The organism is Mesorhizobium sp. M0808 (assembly GCF_040320025.1).
In the GTDB taxonomy this organism is placed as follows: Bacteria; Pseudomonadota; Alphaproteobacteria; order Rhizobiales; family Rhizobiaceae; genus Mesorhizobium.
The window spans coordinates 80,066-98,711 of the sequence record NZ_JAMYOX010000023.1; the positions used below are offsets into that span (position 1 = coordinate 80,066).

The following is an 18,646-nucleotide window of genomic DNA, read 5'->3' on the forward strand; positions in this document are numbered from 1 at the left end:
GCGTCCCTTCCCATGTCAGGCCTGCTCGTCGATCCCTGGTTCTATGCCGCGGCCATTCCGGCCGTCATCCTCGTCGGCCTGTCGAAAGGCGGCTTCGGCGGCGCCGTCGGTTTTGTCGGCGTGCCGTTGATGGCGCTGACCATGCCGCCGGTTCAGGCTGCCGCAATTCTTCTGCCAATTCTGTGCCTGATGGACATTGTCTCGGTGTGGACGTGGTGGGGTATCTTCGACCGCAAGATGCTGGCCGACATGATGCCGGGCGCCGTGATCGGCATTGCCCTTGGCTGGCTGACGGCGGCACTTGTAACCGAAGAGATGGTGCGGCTGATCGTCGGCGCGGTTGCCCTGATCTTCGTGCTGCGCTGGCTCTATTTGCAGCTCCGCCACGGTGCCGGCCACGCGGCGGAGCCCAACCGCGTCGCCGCGGGCTTCTGGGGTACTGTTGCCGGGTTCACCAGCTTCGTCGCCCATGTCGGCGGCCCGCCTTTTCAGGTCTATGCGCTGCCCATCAGGCTCGATCCGAAGGTGCTGTCGGGCACCGCGGCGATCTTTTTCGCCGTCACCAATGCGCTGAAGCTCATCCCTTATTTCGCGCTCGGCCAGTTCGATACCACCAATTTGACTGCGTCGGCGGTGCTGATGCCACTGGCGCCGCTGTCGACAATCGCCGGTGCCTGGCTGGTGCGGAGGATGCGGCCGGAGCTGTTCTATCCCTTCACCTATGCGACCGTGGCGGTCGTCGCGGTCAAGCTTCTGTGGGACGGCATCGCCGGCCTCCTGTAAGACGGCGGCCCCATTCGGCCGCCGCCGGATTCCTTACACCTCAGGCGGCACTCGGCAGCAGCTGCCGCGTCCTGCCAAGCGCCAGGGCAATGCCGGTTGCCAGCACGAACGCCATGCAGCCCAGAATGGTGATGTCGTGCAGCGTCGGCTTCAGCACCATGTCCGCGATGATCACCAGCATCACCGAATAGTCGAAGCGCGCGGCGCTGAGGACGCGCTGGCCCTGGGCAAGCACTGCCGGCGTCACGCCCTCCTTGGCGATCATGCCTGCCATGCGGTCGGCAGTCGGCTTGAAGATGAACATGCCGATGCAGAAGGTCGTCGCATAACCGGCAAGGCCGATCAGCACCCACAGATCGGAAAAGCCGACCCAGAAGCCGCACATGATGAGGCCGAAAAGCAATGTCAGCATCGACATCGGCGCGAAGAACCGGTTGCCGAGCTCGCCGGTGGCGCGCATCGCCTGCAGCATGCCTTCGACGTTTCCAGCGCGGTCGGCGCGTACCGCGAGCAGCATCAGCGTGAAGCCGCCGCCGACCCAGAGGAACGCCGAGACGATGTGCAGAAATTTAACGGCCGAGTACCAGTCCATTGTTCGCTCCTTGAGAGATTGTCATGATTGCCGGAGCGCAAGGTTTGCTCCGCCTCGTTGCGAGGAACGGGCGTTTAGCGCGGCGCCTGTTTCGGAACGATGTCGCGCGCAGTGCCGTTTTGTTTCGGTAAGCCGGTCACCATTTGGAGGAAACCATGGCGCAAGCGTCGCCCCTACTTTCCAGGCGGTGGTGTGAACGGCGCCGTGGCCAGTCAGCTGTGCTGTTACGGCACAGTTGCTGGGCGCTTGATCGAAAAATATGCCCCGCGTTAAGGCTTCGTTAAGCTTTACAGGCGTTTACTATGTCCATCCAGTGATCTGGATTCTTACCGAGTGGTTGGAGCCACTTTGTTTGACGCCTCCCTGTTAAACTCCTGAGAGCCGCCTTATCCGCGGCTCTTTTTTTGTGCGCCGGCATGGGCGTCCTTCCGGCTAAATGCGGCCGTTAACCGTTTGTTAAACATGTGCTTGCCTTCGCTGGCAGCGAAGCGCATTTTCAAGCTTCAGTCGTTTAGGCTGCCGGATATGGCGGCCAAGAGCCGAATCGGCCGGCTGTCAGGCAAGTGCAGGGGCGTAGCGATGAACGAGCCTTCGAAGGCGAGCGCGAAAACCATCAAGCTGGCGGAGCGCCGGGTTTTCTCCCAATCCTTCAAGCCGCTCTATCAGGAAGGCATGGGCCTGGTCGAGCAGGCGGCCGAATATCTCGACGGCAAGGGCCGCGCCGAGGCCAAGAAGCTGTCGAGGCTGGCGGCGACGCTTTATGCGGCCGAATCGATGCGGCTGACTACCAGGCTGATGCAGGTCGCCTCGTGGCTGCTTTTGCAGCGGGCGGCGAATTCCGGCGAGATGACCCGCGATCAGGTGGCCTCAGAAAAATCCAAGGTGCGTCTCGACACCGCCTCCGCGCATGAGGAGGCGCCCGGCTGGGCCGAGCTGCCGAAGGATTTCATCGACCTCGTCAACCGTTCGCTGCGGCTGCAGGCGTTGGTGCGCCGGATGGACGAGGAGATCTATGGCGGCCTCGCCGAGGTGCCGCCGTCGAGCCGTCGCGTCAATCCGGTCTCAGACCAGATCACGCTGCTAAACACGGCTTTCGCCCGCGGCTGAGAGAACGTTTCATAATTCTACTCCGGCGACCATCTAGACTAACCGCGAAGGGATGGGCTCGCGATCATCAGGCGGGGAGAATCACGCAGCAGCAGGCGCGATCCGACCTCCACGATAGACCTGATCGCTGGGAGCAGCTCCTGCCCCAATGACGTCAGCTCATACTCCACGGTCGGCGGCGATGTCGGCATCACGTGGCGTGCGAGGACGCCGCGCTCCTCGAGATCGCGCAACCTGCCGGTCAGCACCTTCGCCGAAATGGCTGGGATATCGCGGCGCAATTCGGAGAACCGGCGCGGGCCGTCGCTCAAGGACCAGAGCACCTCGGGTGTCCAGCACCCGCCAAGCAGCGCCATGCACCTCGACATTGGGCAGCCGGGAAGCGCCTTCACCTTCGTTCGCATCCTGAGGACCATCGCGCATCTTCCATGGGAGTTTCCAGTTGGTTACCGGAAAATGATGGTAACTACAAGATACGTGGTTTCCGATGGTAACGAGAGCCGCTATCTGAGGCTCTCAATCCATCCAACCACGAAATGGACAGAACGATGTACGCAATAACTGGAGCAACAGGACAGCTTGGCCGTCGCGTGATCGACGCACTGCTGAAGACAGTTCCGGCCAGCCGGATCGTTGCGGCGGTTCGTGATCCGGCAAAGGCCAGCGATCTTGTCCAACGCGGCGTAGTCGTGCGGGAGGCGGACTATAATCGTCCCGACACGCTCCCGATGGCGCTGGCCGGCGTCGATAGACTGCTGCTGATTTCCTCGACCGAAGTCAGCGGCCGCTTGCCGCAGCATCGGTCAGTGATCAAGGCCGCCCAACGGGTGGGGGTTTCGCTGATCGCTTACACGAGCATGCTGCATGCGGACACGTCTCCCGCGAGGCTCGCGGTCGAACATCGGCAGACGGAGGAGGTCATCGCGGCCTCCGGCCTACCCGCCGTCATCCTGCGCAACGGCTGGTACACCGAGAACCATCTGATGGCGCTCCCGGCGGCTCTGCAGCACGGCGCCTTCATCGGCGCCGCAAATGAGGGGCGCTTCTCGTCCGCGGCGCGGCAGGATTATGCCGAGGCCGCGGCCGTGGTGCTGACGAGCGAGGATCAAGCAGGGAGGACTTACGAGCTCGCCGCGGACCAAGCCTTCACGCTCGCCGAGCTTGCGGCGAAGGTCTCGCGGCAATCGGGCAAAGCGATCGCCTACAACGATCTTGCCGGGGCGGCCTATGAGGGTGTGTTGACAGGCGCCGGGCTGCCCGCCGATCTCGCCGCTATCCTGGCCGATGCCGACATTGCAGCCTCACGCGGAGCGTTGTTCGATGACGGCGGCGCCATGAGCCGGCTGATCGGTCGACCGACAACGCCACTGGAGAGCGTCGTTGCGGCAGCATTGCGCGGTTGAAACCGAGATGGCTGTCACATCCGCCAAAGGATCAGAGGACCGTCTGTCGCTCGCGCCAACAGTTATTCAAACGGCTAGACTAGCGCAGCCTTCTGCGCTTCCGGCCTTCGCCGGCCGGAGCATTCAGAGCGGTCGTGGCAGTTAAGGCTATGGCCGGCGTAGGCCGGTGCTCGCGTACTTATGTACGCTCCGCTCCGGTTCTCGAAAACCACGCTATCTGTCTCGCCAGAGCGAATTCTCAAACATTCTCTAAACCAGACTCGGCTTGCTGTTTCTGGTTTGTTCACATTTCGCTGGCATCGCTGCTCGCCGGGGTTAAAGTTGACGGATGGGGGAAGCGATTCGCATCATCGGCATCGATCCAGGGCTGAGGCGCACCGGCTGGGGCATAGTCGAAAGCCTCGGCAATTCGCTTCGCTTCGTCGCTTCCGGCACGGTGCGGTCCGACGACAAGGCCGCGCTGGCGGTGCGTCTTTGCCAGTTGCATGACGGGCTCGCCGAGATCCTGCATGCCGCGATGCCGCACGAGGCGGCGGTCGAGCAAACTTTCGTCAACAAGGACGCGGCGGCGACGCTGAAACTCGGCCAGGCACGCGGCATCGCCATGCTGGTGCCGGCGCGTGCCGGCCTTGTCGTTGCCGAATATGCGCCAAACGCCGTCAAAAAGGCGGTGATCGGCGTCGGCCATGGCGACAAGAAACAGATCCACATGATGGTCAAGGTGCTGATGCCGAAGGCGACTTTCGACACCGACGACGCCGCCGATGCGCTGGCCATCGCCATCTGTCACGCGCATCACCGGCAGAGCATCGCCTACAGGATGGCGGCGCTGGCCGGATAAGTATGTTCTTGACTTGTTCTCCAGTGGGCAATAAGTAATACCAACGAGGTATTACCATGCGCGTTACCACCAAGGGCCAAGTGACCATCCCGAAGGAAATACGGGATCATCTCGGTATCGGCCCGGGCTCGGAGGTGGAGTTCGTCCCCACCGAGGACGGCGCTCGTGTCATAGCCGTCGACGAAAACATGTCGGAGGAGGAAGCCTCGCGCAGATTCAGCCAGATGCTCGATGGTATGGCCGGTACGCTGGATCTGGGAGGCTTGACGGCGGATGAATATGTGGAATGGCTGAGGGGCCCACGTGAAGATCTCGACATTGATTGACACAAATGTCTTGATCGACGTTTGGGGTCCTGCCGGACGGGAGACGAAATGGTCGGCATCCGCGATTACCGCATGCCGGCGCGACGGCGCACTCGTAATCAATGCAATCGTCTGGTCCGAGCTCGCGCCGTTGATTGCGACCGAACAGGCTCTTCGTCAAGCAGCCGACATGCTCAAGATGGATCGCGAATTTCTGCCGTGGGAAGCAGCCTTCCTCGCTGGTGTCACGCACTCGCGCTATCGCCGCGCCGGCGGCATTCGCGAACGAACCTTGCCGGATTTCTTTATTGGAGCCCATGCGGTTGTCGCTGGGCATCGCCTGCTGACGCGCAATGCTGCGCGCTATCGCGGCTATTTCCCGGACCTCGATATCATCTCTCCGGAAACCCACCCGGCATGATCGGCACGCTCAAATGATCGGCAAGCTAAAAGGCACGCTGGACGAGATCGACGAGGATTTCTGCATCGTCGACGTGCATGGCGTCGGCTATGTCGCCTACTGCTCGGCGCGCACGCTGGCGGCATTGCCGCGGCCGGGCGAGGCAGTCGTGCTGTTCATCGAGACCTATGTGCGCGAGGACATGCTGCGGCTCTATGGGTTCCAGTCGGTGCTGGAGCGCGAATGGTTCCGGCTGTTGATGAACAATGTGCAAGGCGTCGGCGCCAAGGTGGCGCTGGCCATCCTGTCGACGCTGGCGCCGACCGATCTCGCCAATGCGATTGCGTTGCGCGATATTGCCATGGTCAGCCGTGCGCCGGGCGTCGGCAAGAAGGTGGCGGAGCGCATCGTCACCGAATTGAAGAACAAGGCGCCGGCCTATGCGGGCACTGCCTCCGGCACCATCGGCCTGAAGCAGGAGCTCGGCGAGGGCGTTGCCTCGGCGCCGATCACCGACGCCGTCTCGGCGCTGGTCAATCTCGGCTATTCGCGCGACACCGCCGCCAATGCGGTGGCGGCAGCGCTGAAGACGGCAGGCGAGGAGGCGGACGCCTCGAAGCTGATCCGCTTCGGCCTGAAGGAGCTGGCACGGTGAGACGTTGCTGGAAAGTGAAATTCCAACTACTATCTGATCGGTAAGAATTTTTTGCAGGAGTAAGAATATGAGCGCATATGCCAGTCTGACCTCCAAGGGACAGCTCACGATTCCAAAGGACGTCCGCGACGCCTTGTCGCTCAAGACGGGCGACACCATCGCCTGGACGGTGATGGATGGCTATTTGGTCGGGACGCCGCGCAATCTCGACTTCGCCGACCTAGCCGGATTTCTCGGCGATCCACCCGGCGGTCCCGCTTCCCTGGAAGAGATCGATGCGGCTGTGAGGGAGGCCGTAGGCCAGCACGTTGTTGGTGACAAGCCACAGGGCGGAAAAGAGGGCGACGCGTGACGTCGATAGGTATCGATACCAACGTTCTGCTTCGAATGGTGCTGAACGATGATGCCGAGCAACAGGCCAAGGCTCTCGCCTTCGGTAGGAGCCTCAGCGGCGACAAGCTCGGCTTTGTGAGTTTGATTGTGCTGGTGGAATTCAGTTGGTCACTGCTTTCGCGTTACCGGCAGCCAAAGGAGCAGATACTGGCCGCGATCCAGAGATTGCTCAAGATCAAGACGCTGGTGTTTGAGGATTTCGATGCCATCGTGATCGCGCTCGAACGATCGAATTCGAGCCAGGTCGACTTTGCTGATGCGCTGATAGCCGAGCACAATCGAAATTTCGGTTGCTCGCATACGGTCACGTTCGACCAGCGGGCTGCAAGGTCCATTACCGGTATGGAACTGCTCGCATGAGCCTTTCGCCACGCCTCATTGCTCCCGACAAACGCGGCGAGGACGCCGAGCAGACCTTGCGGCCGCAGACGCTTGGCGACTTTGTCGGCCAGGCGGCGGTGCGGGCCAATCTCAAAGTGTTCATCGAGGCCGCCAAGGGCCGCAGCGAAGCGCTCGACCATGTGCTGTTCGTCGGCCCGCCCGGCCTCGGCAAGACGACGCTGGCGCAGATCATGGCGCGCGAGCTTGGCGTCAATTTCCGCTCGACCTCGGGTCCGGTCATCGCCAAGGCCGGCGATCTCGCGGCGCTGCTCACCAACCTTGAAGACCGCGACGTGCTGTTCATCGACGAGATCCACCGGCTCAACCCGGCGGTCGAGGAAATCCTCTATCCGGCGATGGAGGATTTCCAGCTCGACCTGATCATCGGCGAGGGGCCGGCGGCGCGCTCGGTCAAGATCGACCTGGCCCGCTTCACGCTTGTCGCCGCCACCACCCGGCTCGGCCTTTTGACCAACCCGCTGCGCGACCGGTTCGGCATTCCGGTGCGGCTCAATTTCTATTCGGTCGAGGAACTCGAGCAGATCGTGCGGCGCGGCGCCCGCATCCTTGCCATGCCGCTCGGCGACGACGGTGCTTTGGAGATCGCCCGGCGGGCGCGCGGCACGCCGCGCATCGCCGGCCGACTGTTGCGCCGGGTGCGCGACTTCGCCAGCGTAGCCGGCGACGGCCATGTCGACCGCAAGATCGCCGATGAGGCGCTGACGCGGCTGGAGGTCGACGGGCTCGGCCTCGACGCGCTCGACCGCCGTTATCTGTCGATGATCGCCCGGAATTTCGGCGGCGGGCCGGTCGGCATCGAGACCATCGCGGCCGGGCTTTCCGAGCCACGCGATGCCATCGAGGACATCATCGAGCCCTTTCTGATCCAGCAAGGCTTCATCATGCGCACCCCACGCGGCCGCGTGCTGGCGGCCAATGCCTGGCGGCATCTCGGCCTCGACGCGCCGAAGGACCTGGCGCAGCAGCAGATCAGCCTGTTCCAGGAAGAACCGTAAGTTCCGCTGCTTATGGCTTCGGTGCTGGCAGTTCCCTGGCCCAGCCCTCCAGGTCTTGATCATCGCCGGTCTATGCGCAAAACAGGTGTTGCTTGAAACAGGGCCTGTCGGGCCAAAAGGACAGCGCAATGGACGATCACGGTGAATCGGCATTGTCCGCCGGACTTTCCGGCGCGCTGACGGAATTCGGCCATCGATTGATGGCGCGGGTCTATTATGCCGATACCGATTTTTCCGGCGTCGTCTACCACGCACGCTATCTCGAATTCTTCGAGCGCGGCCGTTCCGATTATCTGCGGCTGGCCGGCGTCCACCACACCGAGCTTGCCGAGGGCAGACATGGCGAGAAAATAGTCTGGGTGGTGCGGCGCATGGAGATCGATTTCCGCGGTTCGGCCCGCATGGACGACATCCTGACCATCGACACGCGCACCGACGAGATTTCCGGCGCCCGCATCGTCATGGCGCAGCAATTGAAGCGCGGCAGCGAAGTGCTGGTCGAGGCGCGGGTCGAAGCGGCGATCGTCGGCGAGAACGGCCGGCCGCGGCGGTTTCCCAAGGACTGGATCGCAGCCTTCATGCCCGGAACGCGCAAATAAGGGTTCAGAGGCGGACGATCCCGAGCTCCCGGTCCAGGCCAGAATCGCCAGGCGGCCTATCAGGGCGCGGCAATGCGCCGCGCTGTACGTCCTAACCCATCCTTAACCATAACGGTCCATGAAGGGATTGGTTAAGATTGGAAGAATCCAAGCGCCTTCCTTTCACCAATATTTGCCCCGAAAAGGCCGCCAACGGTGCATTTGGGGTTATTCCGCAAGCTTAACGCGAACGGACCACAAGGGATGCCCATGGGCCAGCCGCCAGCCACGCCCGGAAAATCTTTAAGGACGTAACATGGAAAACATCGCTCTCGCCGAACCGGGCGCGCATTTATCGATTTGGGCCTTGTTCATGCAGGCCGGTTGGGTGGTCAAGCTGGTCATGATCGGCTTGCTCTGCGCCTCGATCTGGACCTGGGCGATCATCGTCGACAAGCTCGTCGCCTATGCCCGCATGCGGCTGGCGCTCAACCGCTTCGAACAGGTGTTCTGGTCGGGGCAGTCGCTGGAAGAGCTTTACCGCACGCTCGCCGACCGAAAGACGACCGGTATGAGCGCGATCTTCGTCGCCGCCATGCGCGAATGGAAGAAAAGCTTCGAGAAGGGCGCGAAATCGCCGCTGGGCCTGCAGACCCGCATCGACAAAGCTATGGATCTGGCGTTGACCCGCGAGATGGAAAAGCTGGAAGGGCGGCTCGGCTTCCTCGCCACCACCGGCTCGGCGGCGCCCTTCATCGGCCTGTTCGGCACGGTTATCGGCATCATGACCTCGTTCCAGGCGATCGCCGCCTCGAAGAACACCAGCCTGTCGGTGGTCGCGCCCGGCATCGCCGAAGCGCTGCTGGCGACAGCCATCGGCCTGCTCGCCGCCATCCCGGCCGTCATCGCCTACAACAAGCTGTCGTCGGACGCGAGCAAGATCGCGGTGCGCATGGAAGGATTCGCGGATGAGTTCTCCGCCATACTCTCGCGCCAAATCGATGAAAAAGTCGCGCAGAAGGCCTGAGGAACGATCATGGGAATGTCCGTAAGCGCAGGTGGCGGAGGACGCGGCGGGCGCGGCCACAGGCGGCGCGGCCGCCATCACGCGATGATATCGGAAATCAATGTCACGCCGATGGTCGACGTGATGCTGGTGCTGCTGATCATCTTCATGGTCGCCGCACCCATGTTGACGGTCGGCGTGCCGGTCACCCTGCCGGAGACGAAGGCCAAGGCGATGAACGCCGATACCCAGCCGATTACGATTACGATCGACGGCACAGGCAAGATCTTCGTGCAGGAGACCGAAATCCCGCAGGAGGAGCTGATCGCCAAGCTGAAGGCGATTTCTAAGACCGGCTACGAAGAGCGCATTTACGTCAAGGGCGACAAGACCACCAATTATGGCGACGCGATGGTGGTGATGGGTCTCATCCAGGACGCAGGCTACAAGAACCTCGGCCTGATTACACTGCCGAAACAGGATCAATAAACGCGAGATGAGGACCGGCCTCACCACATCGGTGATTTTGCATACGGTGGCGATCGCCTTTGGGCTGTTCACGTTGTCCTCGCCGCCCGCGATGCCTGCGTCCGATGCGGAATCGGTGTCGGTCGAGATCGTGCCGATGGAAGCGACGGCACAGGTCCTGCAAGGCGACAAGAAGGCTGTAATGCACGACAAGCCGGCGCCGGTACCGACGCAGCGTCCCGACATCGTTCCCGATGCCCAGAAAGTCGGCGATAACAGCGTCGACACCGACAAGCCGCCGACACCTGAGCCCAAGCCCCAGCCAGTCGACATGACGGCGGCTCCGCCACCCGCGCCGACGCCGGTCGAAAAGCCCAAGCCCGAGGACGTGCCGAAGCCGAAGGAAGAGCCGAAGCCTATTCCCGCTACGGAGGTGGCGCCGGTGCCGCAGCCGAAGGAAGAGGTCAAGCCCGAACCTGTCAAGCAGACCGAGCCCAAGCCGACGCCGGCCAAGGAGCCGACGCCCACGCCGCCGCAGGACAAGACTGCCGCGATCGATCCGCAGCCCGAGGTCAAGCCGGATGCCGTCGCCGAGGCGATTGCCAAGCAACCGCCAACCGAGGAGGCGCAGCTTCCGGACTCGGCGCCAGCACCCGAGGCTCGGCCAAAGCCGCAGCCGGCCCAGGCCGAGAGCGCCAAGGCACCGGAGCGCAAGGACGCCGACAAGCCGGTCAAGGAAGCCTCATCCAAGCCGAAATCGGACGACAAGCAATTCAACGCCGACGAGATTTCGGCTTTGCTCGACAAGCGCAAGCCGTCGGGCGGCGGCGCCAAGCGCTCGACGCAGCAGGCATCGCTCGGCGGCGAGAAGGATCAGGGCCAGAAGCTTTCGAAATCGGAGCAGGGGGCATTGGAGGCCCAGCTTGGTGGTTGCTGGACGCTTCCGGCAGGGCTCGAGGGTTCGGAGAATTTCGTCGTCGTGGTCCGGTTTAATCTGGACGCCTCCGGCAAGCTGGATGGCCGGCCGAGCGTTGAAAAGTCGAGCGGAAACCGCCCGTTTGACGAAAGCGCAGTGCGCGCGGTTCAGAAATGCGATGTGGCCGGCCTGCAGGTTCCGGCGGGCAAGCAAGACATCTGGTCCGACGTTCGGGTCACTTTTGACCCCAGGGAGATGCTCGGTCTTTAGGCCCGGCGCTACAGAATCAGCGAAAGAAGCGAGAAGACATGAAATCCATCCTCAAGCCGCTCCTGACGATCGCAGCGATGGCGCTGGGTATGACTGTTGCTGTCACCCTGCCGGCGCGGGCGCTCGTTGAGCTCAACGTCAACAAGGGCAATGTCGAGCCGTTGCCGATCGCCATCACGGACTTCCAGGGCGGCGATGCGCTCGGCGCCGAGATTTCCGGCATCGTCAGTGCCGACCTGAAACGCTCCGGCCTGTTCGCGCCGATCGACAAAAGCGCTTTCATTGAAAAGATCTCGAACCCGGATGCCACGCCGCGCTTCGAAGACTGGAAGGTGATCAATGCGCAGGCGCTGGTCACCGGCAGTGTCGGCAAGGAGGCTGACGGCCGCATTCGCGCCCAGTACCGGTTGTGGGACACGTTTGCCGGCCAGCAGATGTCGGGCGAGCAGTTCTTCGCCAACGACGCCAATACCAGGCGCGTCGCCCATATCATCGCCGATGCGATCTACGAGCGGCTGACCGGCGAGAAGGGCTATTTCGACACGCGCGTTGTCTTCATCGACGAGTCCGGTGCCAAGAATGCGCGCAAGAAGCGGCTTGCCATCATGGACCAGGACGGCGCCAACGTCCGCTATCTCTCGAACGGCAAATCGATCGTGCTGACGCCGCGCTTCTCGCCGAACCGGCAGGAAATCACCTACATGTCCTATGAAAGCGGTCAGCCGCGGGTGTATCTTTTGCAGATCGAGACGGGGCAGCGCGAGCTGGTCGGCAATTTCCCCGGCATGACGTTTGCGCCGCGCTTTTCGCCCGACGGCCAGAAGGTGATCATGAGCCTGCTGCGCGATGACGGCAATTCCAACATCTTCGCCATGGATCTGAGAAGCCGCTCGACGACCAGGCTCACCAACTCGACCGCCATCGACACCTCACCGTCCTACTCGCCTGACGGCAGCAAGGTGGTGTTCACCTCGGATCGCGGCGGCCGTGCGCAGATCTATGTGATGGGCGCCGACGGCTCGGGCCAGACCCGCATCTCGTTCGGCGACGGCGTCTATTCGACGCCGGTGTGGTCGCCGCGCGGCGATCTCATCGCCTTCACCAAGCAGACCGGCGGCGAATTCCAGATCGGCGTCATGCGCACCGACGGTTCGGGTGAGCGCATCCTGTCCACCGGCTTTCAGCAGGAAGGGCCGACCTGGGCGCCCAACGGCCGGGTGCTGATGTTCTTCCGCGATTCGAACGGTGGACCAAAACTTGTTTCGGTCGATCTCACCGGCCGCAACGAACAGTCGATCCCGACGGCGAACTTCGCCTCGGATCCGGCCTGGTCGCCGTTGCTCGAATAGTCCCGGGCAAGGATGTTCAACTCGAGCATCCTTTGCTCCCAGTTGCACGCCGGCAACGGTGCCCGAAAAGCGCCGTTTCCGGCCTGTTTTCCACGTGTCGGTCGCGTTTTGGCCGCATTTCCGCCTACGGTCCGCGCTCATTGTGGCTCATCGGGGTGGCTCCTCAGGATATCCCCTGCATAAGGGCTGCGGACGGCAGCCGAAACCAAATTTTAACCGTGTTTCTTGAGCGCCGGTTAACCCAAACGTGGTTACTGGACGATCAATGAAATCACTCGAATTGCGAAGGAGAGGCGGCATGGGCCGTATCGCAGCACTTACCACAAACCCGGTCATGATCGCGCTGGTCGCGATGCTCGCGATCACCGGTTGCGCCTCGAAGAAGACGCCGAACAGCGCCGCCGATCTCGGCCTCAACGGCGCCGGCGCGGCAACGCCCGGGTCGGCCCAGGACTTCACCGTCAACATCGGCGACCGCATCTTCTTCGACACCGATTCATCCTCGATCCGCGCTGATGCGCAGACGACTCTGTCGCGCCAGGCGCAGTGGCTGAACCAATACAAGCAGTACGCCATCGTCATCGAAGGCCATGCCGACGAGCGCGGCACGCGCGAATACAATCTGGCGCTCGGCGCCCGCCGTGCTGCCGCCACACGCGACTTCCTGGTCGCCAAAGGTGTTTCGGCGCAGCGCCTGAAGACCATTTCCTACGGCAAGGAGCGTCCGGTCGCGGTTTGCGACGACATCTCCTGCTGGTCGCAGAACCGCCGCGCCGTAACCACGCTGGGCGGCGCCGGTTCTTGATCGGCATAAATGCAACACTTGGTGCGAAAGGCGGCCAAAAGGCCGCCTTTTTCATATCTGCTCGCTCCAAACAAAATTTGGCCGAAGTCTCACGTCCTGTTAAGAGCCGAGAGCGTCTGGCTAGTCCCCAGTTGACTGGTCTACTTCGAATGAGAGGCGCGCAACAATGGTTTCACGGCGAGAGGCACATGCATTTCAGATCGGTCTTGAGCGGCACGCTTGCGCTGCTGCTCGTATCAAGTATCGCGGCACTTGCTGACGGGGCAAACGGCACCGGGCAGTCATCGGAAAGCGGTTTTTCCTTCCACCTGCCGACGATCAAACTGCCCGGCATTTTCGGCGAAAAGAAAAAGCCGGATCAGGTTCAATTCGCGCAACAGGATGGCACCGGCACTCCGGCGCTGGAGGAACAGCTCCGGCAGATGAATGGCAAGATCGAGGAACTCAATTTCCAGGTCCTGCAGATGCAGGAGCAGATCCGCAAGCAGCAGGAAGACAACGAATTCCGCTTCCAGCAGTTGGAAGGCGGTCCGCAAGGCGCGCAGCAGCCGGCCGAGCAGAAGAAGTCCGAGGTGGCGCCTAGCAGCGACAGCCCCAACGGCGACAGTAACGTGGCGGAGGCGCCGGGGACGCCGGCTCCGGCCGATGCGGGCAAGGCGGCAGACGGCGACAAGAGCGTCGAGGACGTCATCGTCGAATCGCCCAACGGCGATCCCGGCAAGCTGATCCCCGGCGCGCCGCCCAAGACGTTCGGCACCATCACCGTCGACAAAAACGGCAATGTCGTCGAAGCCGACGGCAATGCGCAAGCGAATGCGCCGCAGCAGAATACGGCCCCAGCCAACGGCGCCAGCGCAGCCGGCAACAAGGCCGGTAAATCCGATGATACGGTGGTCGCGGCACTCCCGTCGACCAACGACCCGGAGGAGCTTTACCGCAATTCTTACCAGTTCATCCTGTCGGGCGACTACAGCACCGCCGAACAGGGTTTCCGCGACCACATCGCTCGTTTTCCCAGAGACGCCAAGGCGGCGGACGCGCATTACTGGCTCGGTGAATCGCTGCTCGGCCAGCAGAAATACCGCGATGCGGCCGAGACTTTCCTCGCTGCCAGCAAGGACTATCCCAAGGCCAAGAAGGCGCCCGACATGCTGCTGAAACTCGGCGTTTCACTGGTCGGGCTGAAGCAGCGCGACGTGGCCTGCGCCACTTTCAGCGAGATCGGCAAGCGCTACCCCGATATTTCCGGCGCGCTCAAGGAGCGGGTCAAGCAGGAAAGGGCACTCGCGGCGTGCTAGTTTTTCTGTTGCATGTCGTAGCCCCAAAACCGGGTCCACTTTTGGACGACATGCATGACGCTCGACACCGAGCCTGACCTTTCGGATTTTTCGCAGATCGACTTTTCCAACGGCGCTGTTGCCGCCGTGTCCGGCGGCAGCGACTCGACCGCCCTCCTCCTCCTCCTCAAAGCCCATCTCGACCGTACCGCGCCGGCAACGAAATTGCTGGCGGTGACGATCGATCACCAATTGCGGCCGCAAGCGGCAGCGGAAGCGCAAGCCGTGGCCAGGCTGTGCGCGGCGCGCGGCATTGCCCATCGCATCCTCGCCTGGTCGGGGCACAAACCATCGACCGGCCTGCCCGCCGCCGCGCGCGAAGCCCGATACCGGCTGCTCGCCGAGGCCGCCGAAGCGGCAGGCATCGGCCTGATCCTGACCGGCCACACCGCCGACGACCAGGCCGAGACCGTGCTGATGCGGCAAGCACGTGACGACGGGCCAGGTGAGGAGAGGCCGCGCGACGAAGGGCGGGGCCTTGCCGGCATGGCGCCGGCAACCCTCTACGATTGGCGGCACTGGATCGTGCGGCCGCTGCTCGGCGTGCGGCGTGCTGAGCTGCGCGAATTGCTGCAACGCGAACAGGTCGCCTGGATCGAAGATCCGACCAATGCCGACACTGCTTTCGAGCGGCCGCGCGTCCGCGCAGCACTTGTTGAAGGCGACGATGCGCCTCGCATGGCTGAAGCTATGGCGCTGGCCAGAAAGGCGGCGGCCGAGCGTGAGCAGCTGGGCAATCGCGCGGCCATGCTGATCCGCAGCTTGGCCTCCAGGCCGGCCGCCGGCCTCGTCCGCCTCGATCGGGATTTTGCGACGGCCGCCGACAGCCGGGCGGCCATTTATGCGCTGCGCATCCTGCTGGCGGCGACCGGCGGCACCGCCTTCCTTCCCGACCAGGCCCGCAGCGAAGCCCTTTTCGGCCGGTTCCGCACCGGGCCGCTTTGTGCCACATTGTCGCGGACCGTGATCGATGCCCGGCGTACCGGCATCTTTCTGCACCGCGAATTGCGGGATCTGCCGCCCGCTGTTGCGGTTTCCGACAATGCCCTGTGGGACGGCCGCAGACGGATCACATTGGGCGACAGTTCAGGTGCATTGTTGATCGCGCCGCCGTTGGTGGCACCGCTCGGGGCGGCTCTTGCCGCAAAGCGGGCAATTGAAGGGCATGGCACGCCGGCAAGCCTTGTACGTGCCGCCCTGGCCGCCGAGCCGGCGCTCTGGCGGGACGGCGAATGCCTTGGTTTGCTCGGGGAAGGCCCGGGTTTGCCCGGGGAAGGCCCGATGCCGGCGGCTGTCGCCGCATATCCGGCAGTCGCGCCCTTCGCCCGTTTCCTGCCGTCCTTCGATCTGGCGCCGGCCGATGCCGTCGCCGCGTTGCTTGGCGCGGCGCCCGTTCCAGCCGTGCCATTCGGCGGCCACAGTGCCGGCCTACCACGGGCGAAAGCTTAACCGAGACCTGCTGTTATGCTTGGCAAGGGGGAACGCTCTCCCTATGTTAGGGCCAAGTTTCCTCTCACGACGCGTGTCCGCCCAGCGGGCGCCAACGGGACAATTGATGAATCCGAATTATCGCAACCTCGCGCTCTGGGCGATCATAGCGGTCCTGCTCATCGCGCTCTTCAATCTTTTCCAGACGCCGCAGACGCGTGGAGCCTCGAGCGATGTTCCCTATTCGCAGTTCCTGCAGGAAGTCGCGGCGGGACGGATCAAGTCGGTGACCATCGCCGGCGCCCGTATCTCCGGCAATTACACGGACAGTTCCAACGGCTTCCAGACCTATTCGCCTGGGGACCCGTCGCTGGTTTCGCGCCTGCAGGACAAGAACGTCACCATCAATGCGCGTCCTGAATCCGACGGCTCCAATTCGCTGTTCGGCACCCTGATCTCCTGGCTGCCGATGATCCTCATCCTCGGCGTCTGGATATTCTTCATGCGCCAGATGCAGTCCGGTTCCGGCCGCGCCATGGGCTTCGGCAAGTCGAAGGCCAAGCTTTTGACCGAAGCACATGGCCGGGTCACCTTCCAGGACGTCGCCGGCGTCGACGAAGCCAAGGAAGATCTGGAAGAGATCGTCGAGTTCCTGCGCGACCCGCAGAAATTCCAGCGGCTCGGCGGCAAGATCCCGCGCGGCGTGCTGCTCGTCGGTCCTCCCGGAACCGGCAAGACGCTGCTCGCCCGCTCGGTCGCCGGTGAAGCCAACGTGCCGTTCTTCACCATTTCGGGCTCGGACTTCGTCGAGATGTTCGTCGGCGTCGGCGCAAGCCGCGTCCGCGACATGTTCGACCAAGCCAAGAAGAACGCGCCTTGCATCATCTTCATCGACGAAATCGACGCGGTCGGCCGCCATCGCGGTGCCGGCCTCGGCGGCGGCAATGACGAACGCGAGCAGACGCTGAACCAGCTGCTGGTCGAGATGGATGGCTTCGAATCCAACGAAAGCATCATCCTGATCGCCGCCACCAATCGGCCAGACGTGCTCGATCCGGCGCTGCTGAGGCCGGGCCGCTTCGACCGCCAGGTGGTGGTGCCGAACCCCGACATCGTCGGCCGCGAGAAGATCCTGAAAGTGCATGTGCGCAACGTGCCGCTGGCGCCCAATGTCGACCTCAAGGTGATCGCGCGCGGCACGCCGGGCTTTTCCGGCGCCGACCTGATGAACCTGGTCAACGAATCCGCCCTGATGGCGGCGCGGCGCAACAAGCGCCTCGTCACCATGGCCGAATTCGAGGACGCCAAGGACAAGATCATGATGGGCGCCGAGCGCCGCTCGTCGGCGATGACGCAGGCCGAGAAGGAGCTGACCGCCTATCATGAGGCCGGCCATGCCATCCTGGCGCTCAACGTGCCGTCGGCCGATCCGCTGCACAAGGCGACCATCATCCCGCGCGGCCGGGCACTCGGCATGGTCATGCAGCTGCCGGAAGGCGACCGCTATTCGATGAGCTACAAATACATGATCTCGCGCCTCGCCATCATGATGGGCGGCCGTGTCGCCGAGGAGTTCAAGTTCGGCAAGGAGAACATCACCTCCGGCGCCTCCTCCGATATCGAGCAGGCGACCAAGCTGGCGCGTGCCATGGTGACGCGCTGGGGCTTCTCCGACAAGCTCGGCCATGTCGCCTATGGCGACAACCAGGAGGAGGTGTTCCTCGGCCATTCGGTGGCGCGCACGCAGAACATCTCGGAAGAGACGGCGCAGATCATCGACGCCGAAGTGCGCCGGCTGATCGACGAGGCCTATTCGACGGCAAGGTCCATCCTGACCAAGAAAAAGAAGGAATGGATCGCGCTGGCGCAGGGCCTGCTCGAATACGAGACGCTGTCCGGCGAGGAGATCAAGCAGCTGATCGCCGGCAATAAGCCCGCGCGCGACCTTGGCGACGACACGCCGCCGAGCCGCGGCTCGGCCGTGCCGAAGTCCGGCCGCCGCAAGAAGGGCCCCGAGCCCGAAGGCGGCATGGAACCCCAGCCATCAAGCTAGGCTCCGGCCCAGGACAGATCGACTTCGAAACGCCGCGGCTCTAACCGCGGCGTTTTCTCTTGGGGAATGCGACCCTTCCTGCATCGCTGGAAATTGGCGAAAGTGACGATGACGGCCAATCTCCCCCTCGTGGGGAGATGTCCGGCAGGCCAGAGCGGGGCGCGAAGGAACGGGGCCTTCTATCGTCCTCGTTGACGATTTCGGGAAGATCGACAAAGCGCGCCGGAGAATGAAGCTCGCATTTTTTGCCGGCGGCGCCACATTTTGTTCTTGCTTTGTGCCGGCAGCTATGCTACTAATTTAGGTATGGTGCCAATTGGCGCTGATGACCCGCCCGCCGAGGCGGGTTTTTTTTATTTCAGGCTCCTTTTCGACCAAGCGTCGCGCGTGCTGGCGACCATCGATGTCGGCGGGACAGTGTCCCTCTCTGTTCTTCCGGACATCTCCCCCGCACGAGGCTAGGGCGTATACACATCTTGCTGCGACGGATTGACTCGGTTGTGACGTGTCGGATTCCGCCGGCGTGTGCTGTATGATTCTTCTGTGACGTTCTGATTTGG

The 18,646-nt window shown here is 63.0% G+C and carries 21 protein-coding genes; 19 read left to right on the forward strand and 2 right to left on the reverse strand.

Going from position 1 to position 18,646, the window contains the following annotated elements; genetic code table 11:
* The first annotated feature begins 12 nt into the window (after positions 1 to 12).
* Entirely contained in the window at positions 13 to 783 is a 771-nt protein-coding gene (locus NKI25_RS23490) for a sulfite exporter TauE/SafE family protein (RefSeq protein WP_352450835.1), read from the forward strand.
* A 40-nt stretch (positions 784 to 823) separates the two neighbouring features.
* On the opposite strand, the gene NKI25_RS23495 is transcribed toward NKI25_RS23490, so the two are convergent.
* On the reverse strand, positions 824 to 1,375 hold the full coding sequence (locus NKI25_RS23495) for a DUF2269 family protein (RefSeq protein WP_352644563.1): 552 nt from the start codon (positions 1,373 to 1,375) through the stop codon (positions 824 to 826).
* 579 nt (positions 1,376 to 1,954) lie between these two features.
* On the opposite strand from NKI25_RS23495, the gene rcdA reads away from it, so the two are divergent.
* Entirely contained in the window at positions 1,955 to 2,482 is a 528-nt protein-coding gene (rcdA, locus tag NKI25_RS23500; RefSeq protein WP_352569592.1) for a protease adaptor protein RcdA, read from the forward strand.
* Between the two features lie 38 nt (positions 2,483 to 2,520).
* On the opposite strand, the gene NKI25_RS23505 is transcribed toward rcdA, so the two are convergent.
* Positions 2,521 to 2,838 (reverse strand): winged helix-turn-helix transcriptional regulator, encoded by a 318-nt coding sequence (locus NKI25_RS23505; RefSeq protein ID WP_245274745.1) that lies wholly within the window; start codon positions 2,836 to 2,838, stop codon positions 2,521 to 2,523.
* Positions 2,839 to 3,030: 192 nt separating this feature from the next.
* On the opposite strand from NKI25_RS23505, the gene NKI25_RS23510 reads away from it, so the two are divergent.
* The 17 genes from NKI25_RS23510 to ftsH all read left to right on the forward strand — a co-directional run bounded on the left by NKI25_RS23510 (position 3,031) and on the right by ftsH (position 18,086).
* The gene (locus NKI25_RS23510; protein ID WP_352999555.1) at positions 3,031 to 3,885 is read left to right on the forward strand and encodes an SDR family oxidoreductase; all 855 of its coding nucleotides are present in this window, start codon (positions 3,031 to 3,033) and stop codon (positions 3,883 to 3,885) included.
* Between the two features lie 328 nt (positions 3,886 to 4,213).
* Complete coding sequence (gene ruvC / locus NKI25_RS23515; RefSeq protein WP_352450830.1) at positions 4,214 to 4,726, forward strand: crossover junction endodeoxyribonuclease RuvC; 513 nt, start codon at positions 4,214 to 4,216, stop codon at positions 4,724 to 4,726.
* Between the two features lie 56 nt (positions 4,727 to 4,782).
* Positions 4,783 to 5,052: an AbrB/MazE/SpoVT family DNA-binding domain-containing protein gene (locus tag NKI25_RS23520; protein WP_352634208.1), complete on the forward strand. Its 270-nt coding sequence runs from the start codon at positions 4,783 to 4,785 to the stop codon at positions 5,050 to 5,052.
* On the forward strand, positions 5,030 to 5,452 hold the full coding sequence (locus NKI25_RS23525; protein ID WP_023678002.1) for a type II toxin-antitoxin system VapC family toxin: 423 nt from the start codon (positions 5,030 to 5,032) through the stop codon (positions 5,450 to 5,452). The genes NKI25_RS23520 and NKI25_RS23525 overlap by 23 nt, the downstream gene beginning before the upstream one ends.
* A 13-nt stretch (positions 5,453 to 5,465) precedes the next feature.
* On the forward strand, positions 5,466 to 6,086 hold the full coding sequence (gene ruvA, locus NKI25_RS23530) for a Holliday junction branch migration protein RuvA (protein ID WP_352454898.1): 621 nt from the start codon (positions 5,466 to 5,468) through the stop codon (positions 6,084 to 6,086).
* Positions 6,087 to 6,153: 67 nt separating this feature from the next.
* Complete coding sequence (locus NKI25_RS23535) at positions 6,154 to 6,438, forward strand: AbrB/MazE/SpoVT family DNA-binding domain-containing protein (protein WP_352999556.1); 285 nt, start codon at positions 6,154 to 6,156, stop codon at positions 6,436 to 6,438.
* Complete coding sequence (locus NKI25_RS23540) at positions 6,435 to 6,839, forward strand: type II toxin-antitoxin system VapC family toxin (RefSeq protein WP_352999558.1); 405 nt, start codon at positions 6,435 to 6,437, stop codon at positions 6,837 to 6,839. Before NKI25_RS23535 ends, NKI25_RS23540 begins: the two co-directional genes overlap by 4 nt.
* Entirely contained in the window at positions 6,836 to 7,876 is a 1,041-nt protein-coding gene (gene ruvB / locus NKI25_RS23545) for a Holliday junction branch migration DNA helicase RuvB (protein WP_023719611.1), read from the forward strand. Before NKI25_RS23540 ends, ruvB begins: the two co-directional genes overlap by 4 nt.
* Before the next feature lie 128 nt (positions 7,877 to 8,004).
* Positions 8,005 to 8,475, forward strand: a complete 471-nt coding sequence (ybgC, locus tag NKI25_RS23550; protein ID WP_352999560.1) for a tol-pal system-associated acyl-CoA thioesterase — start codon at positions 8,005 to 8,007, stop codon at positions 8,473 to 8,475.
* Between the two features lie 295 nt (positions 8,476 to 8,770).
* A complete protein-coding gene (gene tolQ / locus NKI25_RS23555; protein ID WP_254816465.1) occupies positions 8,771 to 9,481 on the forward strand; it encodes a protein TolQ in 711 nt (236 codons plus the stop codon).
* Positions 9,482 to 9,496: 15 nt separating this feature from the next.
* Positions 9,497 to 9,949: a protein TolR gene (gene tolR / locus NKI25_RS23560; protein ID WP_502897418.1), complete on the forward strand. Its 453-nt coding sequence runs from the start codon at positions 9,497 to 9,499 to the stop codon at positions 9,947 to 9,949.
* A 7-nt stretch (positions 9,950 to 9,956) separates the two neighbouring features.
* Entirely contained in the window at positions 9,957 to 11,114 is a 1,158-nt protein-coding gene (gene tolA, locus NKI25_RS23565; protein WP_352569596.1) for a cell envelope integrity protein TolA, read from the forward strand.
* 77 nt (positions 11,115 to 11,191) lie between these two features.
* A complete protein-coding gene (gene tolB / locus NKI25_RS23570) occupies positions 11,192 to 12,463 on the forward strand; it encodes a Tol-Pal system beta propeller repeat protein TolB (protein WP_245274748.1) in 1,272 nt (423 codons plus the stop codon).
* A 298-nt stretch (positions 12,464 to 12,761) separates the two neighbouring features.
* On the forward strand, positions 12,762 to 13,268 hold the full coding sequence (gene pal, locus NKI25_RS23575; protein ID WP_023677992.1) for a peptidoglycan-associated lipoprotein Pal: 507 nt from the start codon (positions 12,762 to 12,764) through the stop codon (positions 13,266 to 13,268).
* A 188-nt stretch (positions 13,269 to 13,456) separates the two neighbouring features.
* Complete coding sequence (gene ybgF, locus NKI25_RS23580; protein WP_352621494.1) at positions 13,457 to 14,566, forward strand: tol-pal system protein YbgF; 1,110 nt, start codon at positions 13,457 to 13,459, stop codon at positions 14,564 to 14,566.
* A 54-nt stretch (positions 14,567 to 14,620) separates the two neighbouring features.
* Positions 14,621 to 16,054, forward strand: a complete 1,434-nt coding sequence (gene tilS / locus NKI25_RS23585; RefSeq protein ID WP_352999564.1) for a tRNA lysidine(34) synthetase TilS — start codon at positions 14,621 to 14,623, stop codon at positions 16,052 to 16,054.
* Positions 16,055 to 16,160: 106 nt separating this feature from the next.
* Positions 16,161 to 18,086, forward strand: coding sequence for an ATP-dependent zinc metalloprotease FtsH (gene ftsH, locus NKI25_RS23590; protein WP_023677989.1), 1,926 nt, complete (start codon positions 16,161 to 16,163; stop codon positions 18,084 to 18,086).
* Positions 18,087 to 18,646: the final 560 nt, after the last annotated feature.

What these genes read in the sequence shown, in the direction of transcription:
- NKI25_RS23490 (WP_352450835.1), top strand. Translation starts at nt 13, where the DNA reads ATGTCAGGCCTGCTCGTCGATCCCTGGTTCTATGCCGCGGCCATTCCG.
- NKI25_RS23495 (WP_352644563.1), bottom strand. Translation starts at nt 1,375, where the DNA reads ATGGACTGGTACTCGGCCGTTAAATTTCTGCACATCGTCTCGGCGTTC.
- rcdA (WP_352569592.1), top strand. Translation starts at nt 1,955, where the DNA reads ATGAACGAGCCTTCGAAGGCGAGCGCGAAAACCATCAAGCTGGCGGAG.
- NKI25_RS23505 (WP_245274745.1), bottom strand. Translation starts at nt 2,838, where the DNA reads ATGGCGCTGCTTGGCGGGTGCTGGACACCCGAGGTGCTCTGGTCCTTG.
- NKI25_RS23510 (WP_352999555.1), top strand. Translation starts at nt 3,031, where the DNA reads ATGTACGCAATAACTGGAGCAACAGGACAGCTTGGCCGTCGCGTGATC.
- ruvC (WP_352450830.1), top strand. Translation starts at nt 4,214, where the DNA reads ATGGGGGAAGCGATTCGCATCATCGGCATCGATCCAGGGCTGAGGCGC.
- NKI25_RS23520 (WP_352634208.1), top strand. Translation starts at nt 4,783, where the DNA reads ATGCGCGTTACCACCAAGGGCCAAGTGACCATCCCGAAGGAAATACGG.
- ruvA (WP_352454898.1), top strand. Translation starts at nt 5,466, where the DNA reads ATGATCGGCAAGCTAAAAGGCACGCTGGACGAGATCGACGAGGATTTC.
- NKI25_RS23535 (WP_352999556.1), top strand. Translation starts at nt 6,154, where the DNA reads ATGAGCGCATATGCCAGTCTGACCTCCAAGGGACAGCTCACGATTCCA.
- ruvB (WP_023719611.1), top strand. Translation starts at nt 6,836, where the DNA reads ATGAGCCTTTCGCCACGCCTCATTGCTCCCGACAAACGCGGCGAGGAC.
- ybgC (WP_352999560.1), top strand. Translation starts at nt 8,005, where the DNA reads ATGGACGATCACGGTGAATCGGCATTGTCCGCCGGACTTTCCGGCGCG.
- tolQ (WP_254816465.1), top strand. Translation starts at nt 8,771, where the DNA reads ATGGAAAACATCGCTCTCGCCGAACCGGGCGCGCATTTATCGATTTGG.
- tolR (WP_502897418.1), top strand. Translation starts at nt 9,497, where the DNA reads ATGTCCGTAAGCGCAGGTGGCGGAGGACGCGGCGGGCGCGGCCACAGG.
- tolA (WP_352569596.1), top strand. Translation starts at nt 9,957, where the DNA reads ATGAGGACCGGCCTCACCACATCGGTGATTTTGCATACGGTGGCGATC.
- tolB (WP_245274748.1), top strand. Translation starts at nt 11,192, where the DNA reads ATGGCGCTGGGTATGACTGTTGCTGTCACCCTGCCGGCGCGGGCGCTC.
- pal (WP_023677992.1), top strand. Translation starts at nt 12,762, where the DNA reads ATGGGCCGTATCGCAGCACTTACCACAAACCCGGTCATGATCGCGCTG.
- ybgF (WP_352621494.1), top strand. Translation starts at nt 13,457, where the DNA reads ATGCATTTCAGATCGGTCTTGAGCGGCACGCTTGCGCTGCTGCTCGTA.
- tilS (WP_352999564.1), top strand. Translation starts at nt 14,621, where the DNA reads ATGACGCTCGACACCGAGCCTGACCTTTCGGATTTTTCGCAGATCGAC.
- ftsH (WP_023677989.1), top strand. Translation starts at nt 16,161, where the DNA reads ATGAATCCGAATTATCGCAACCTCGCGCTCTGGGCGATCATAGCGGTC.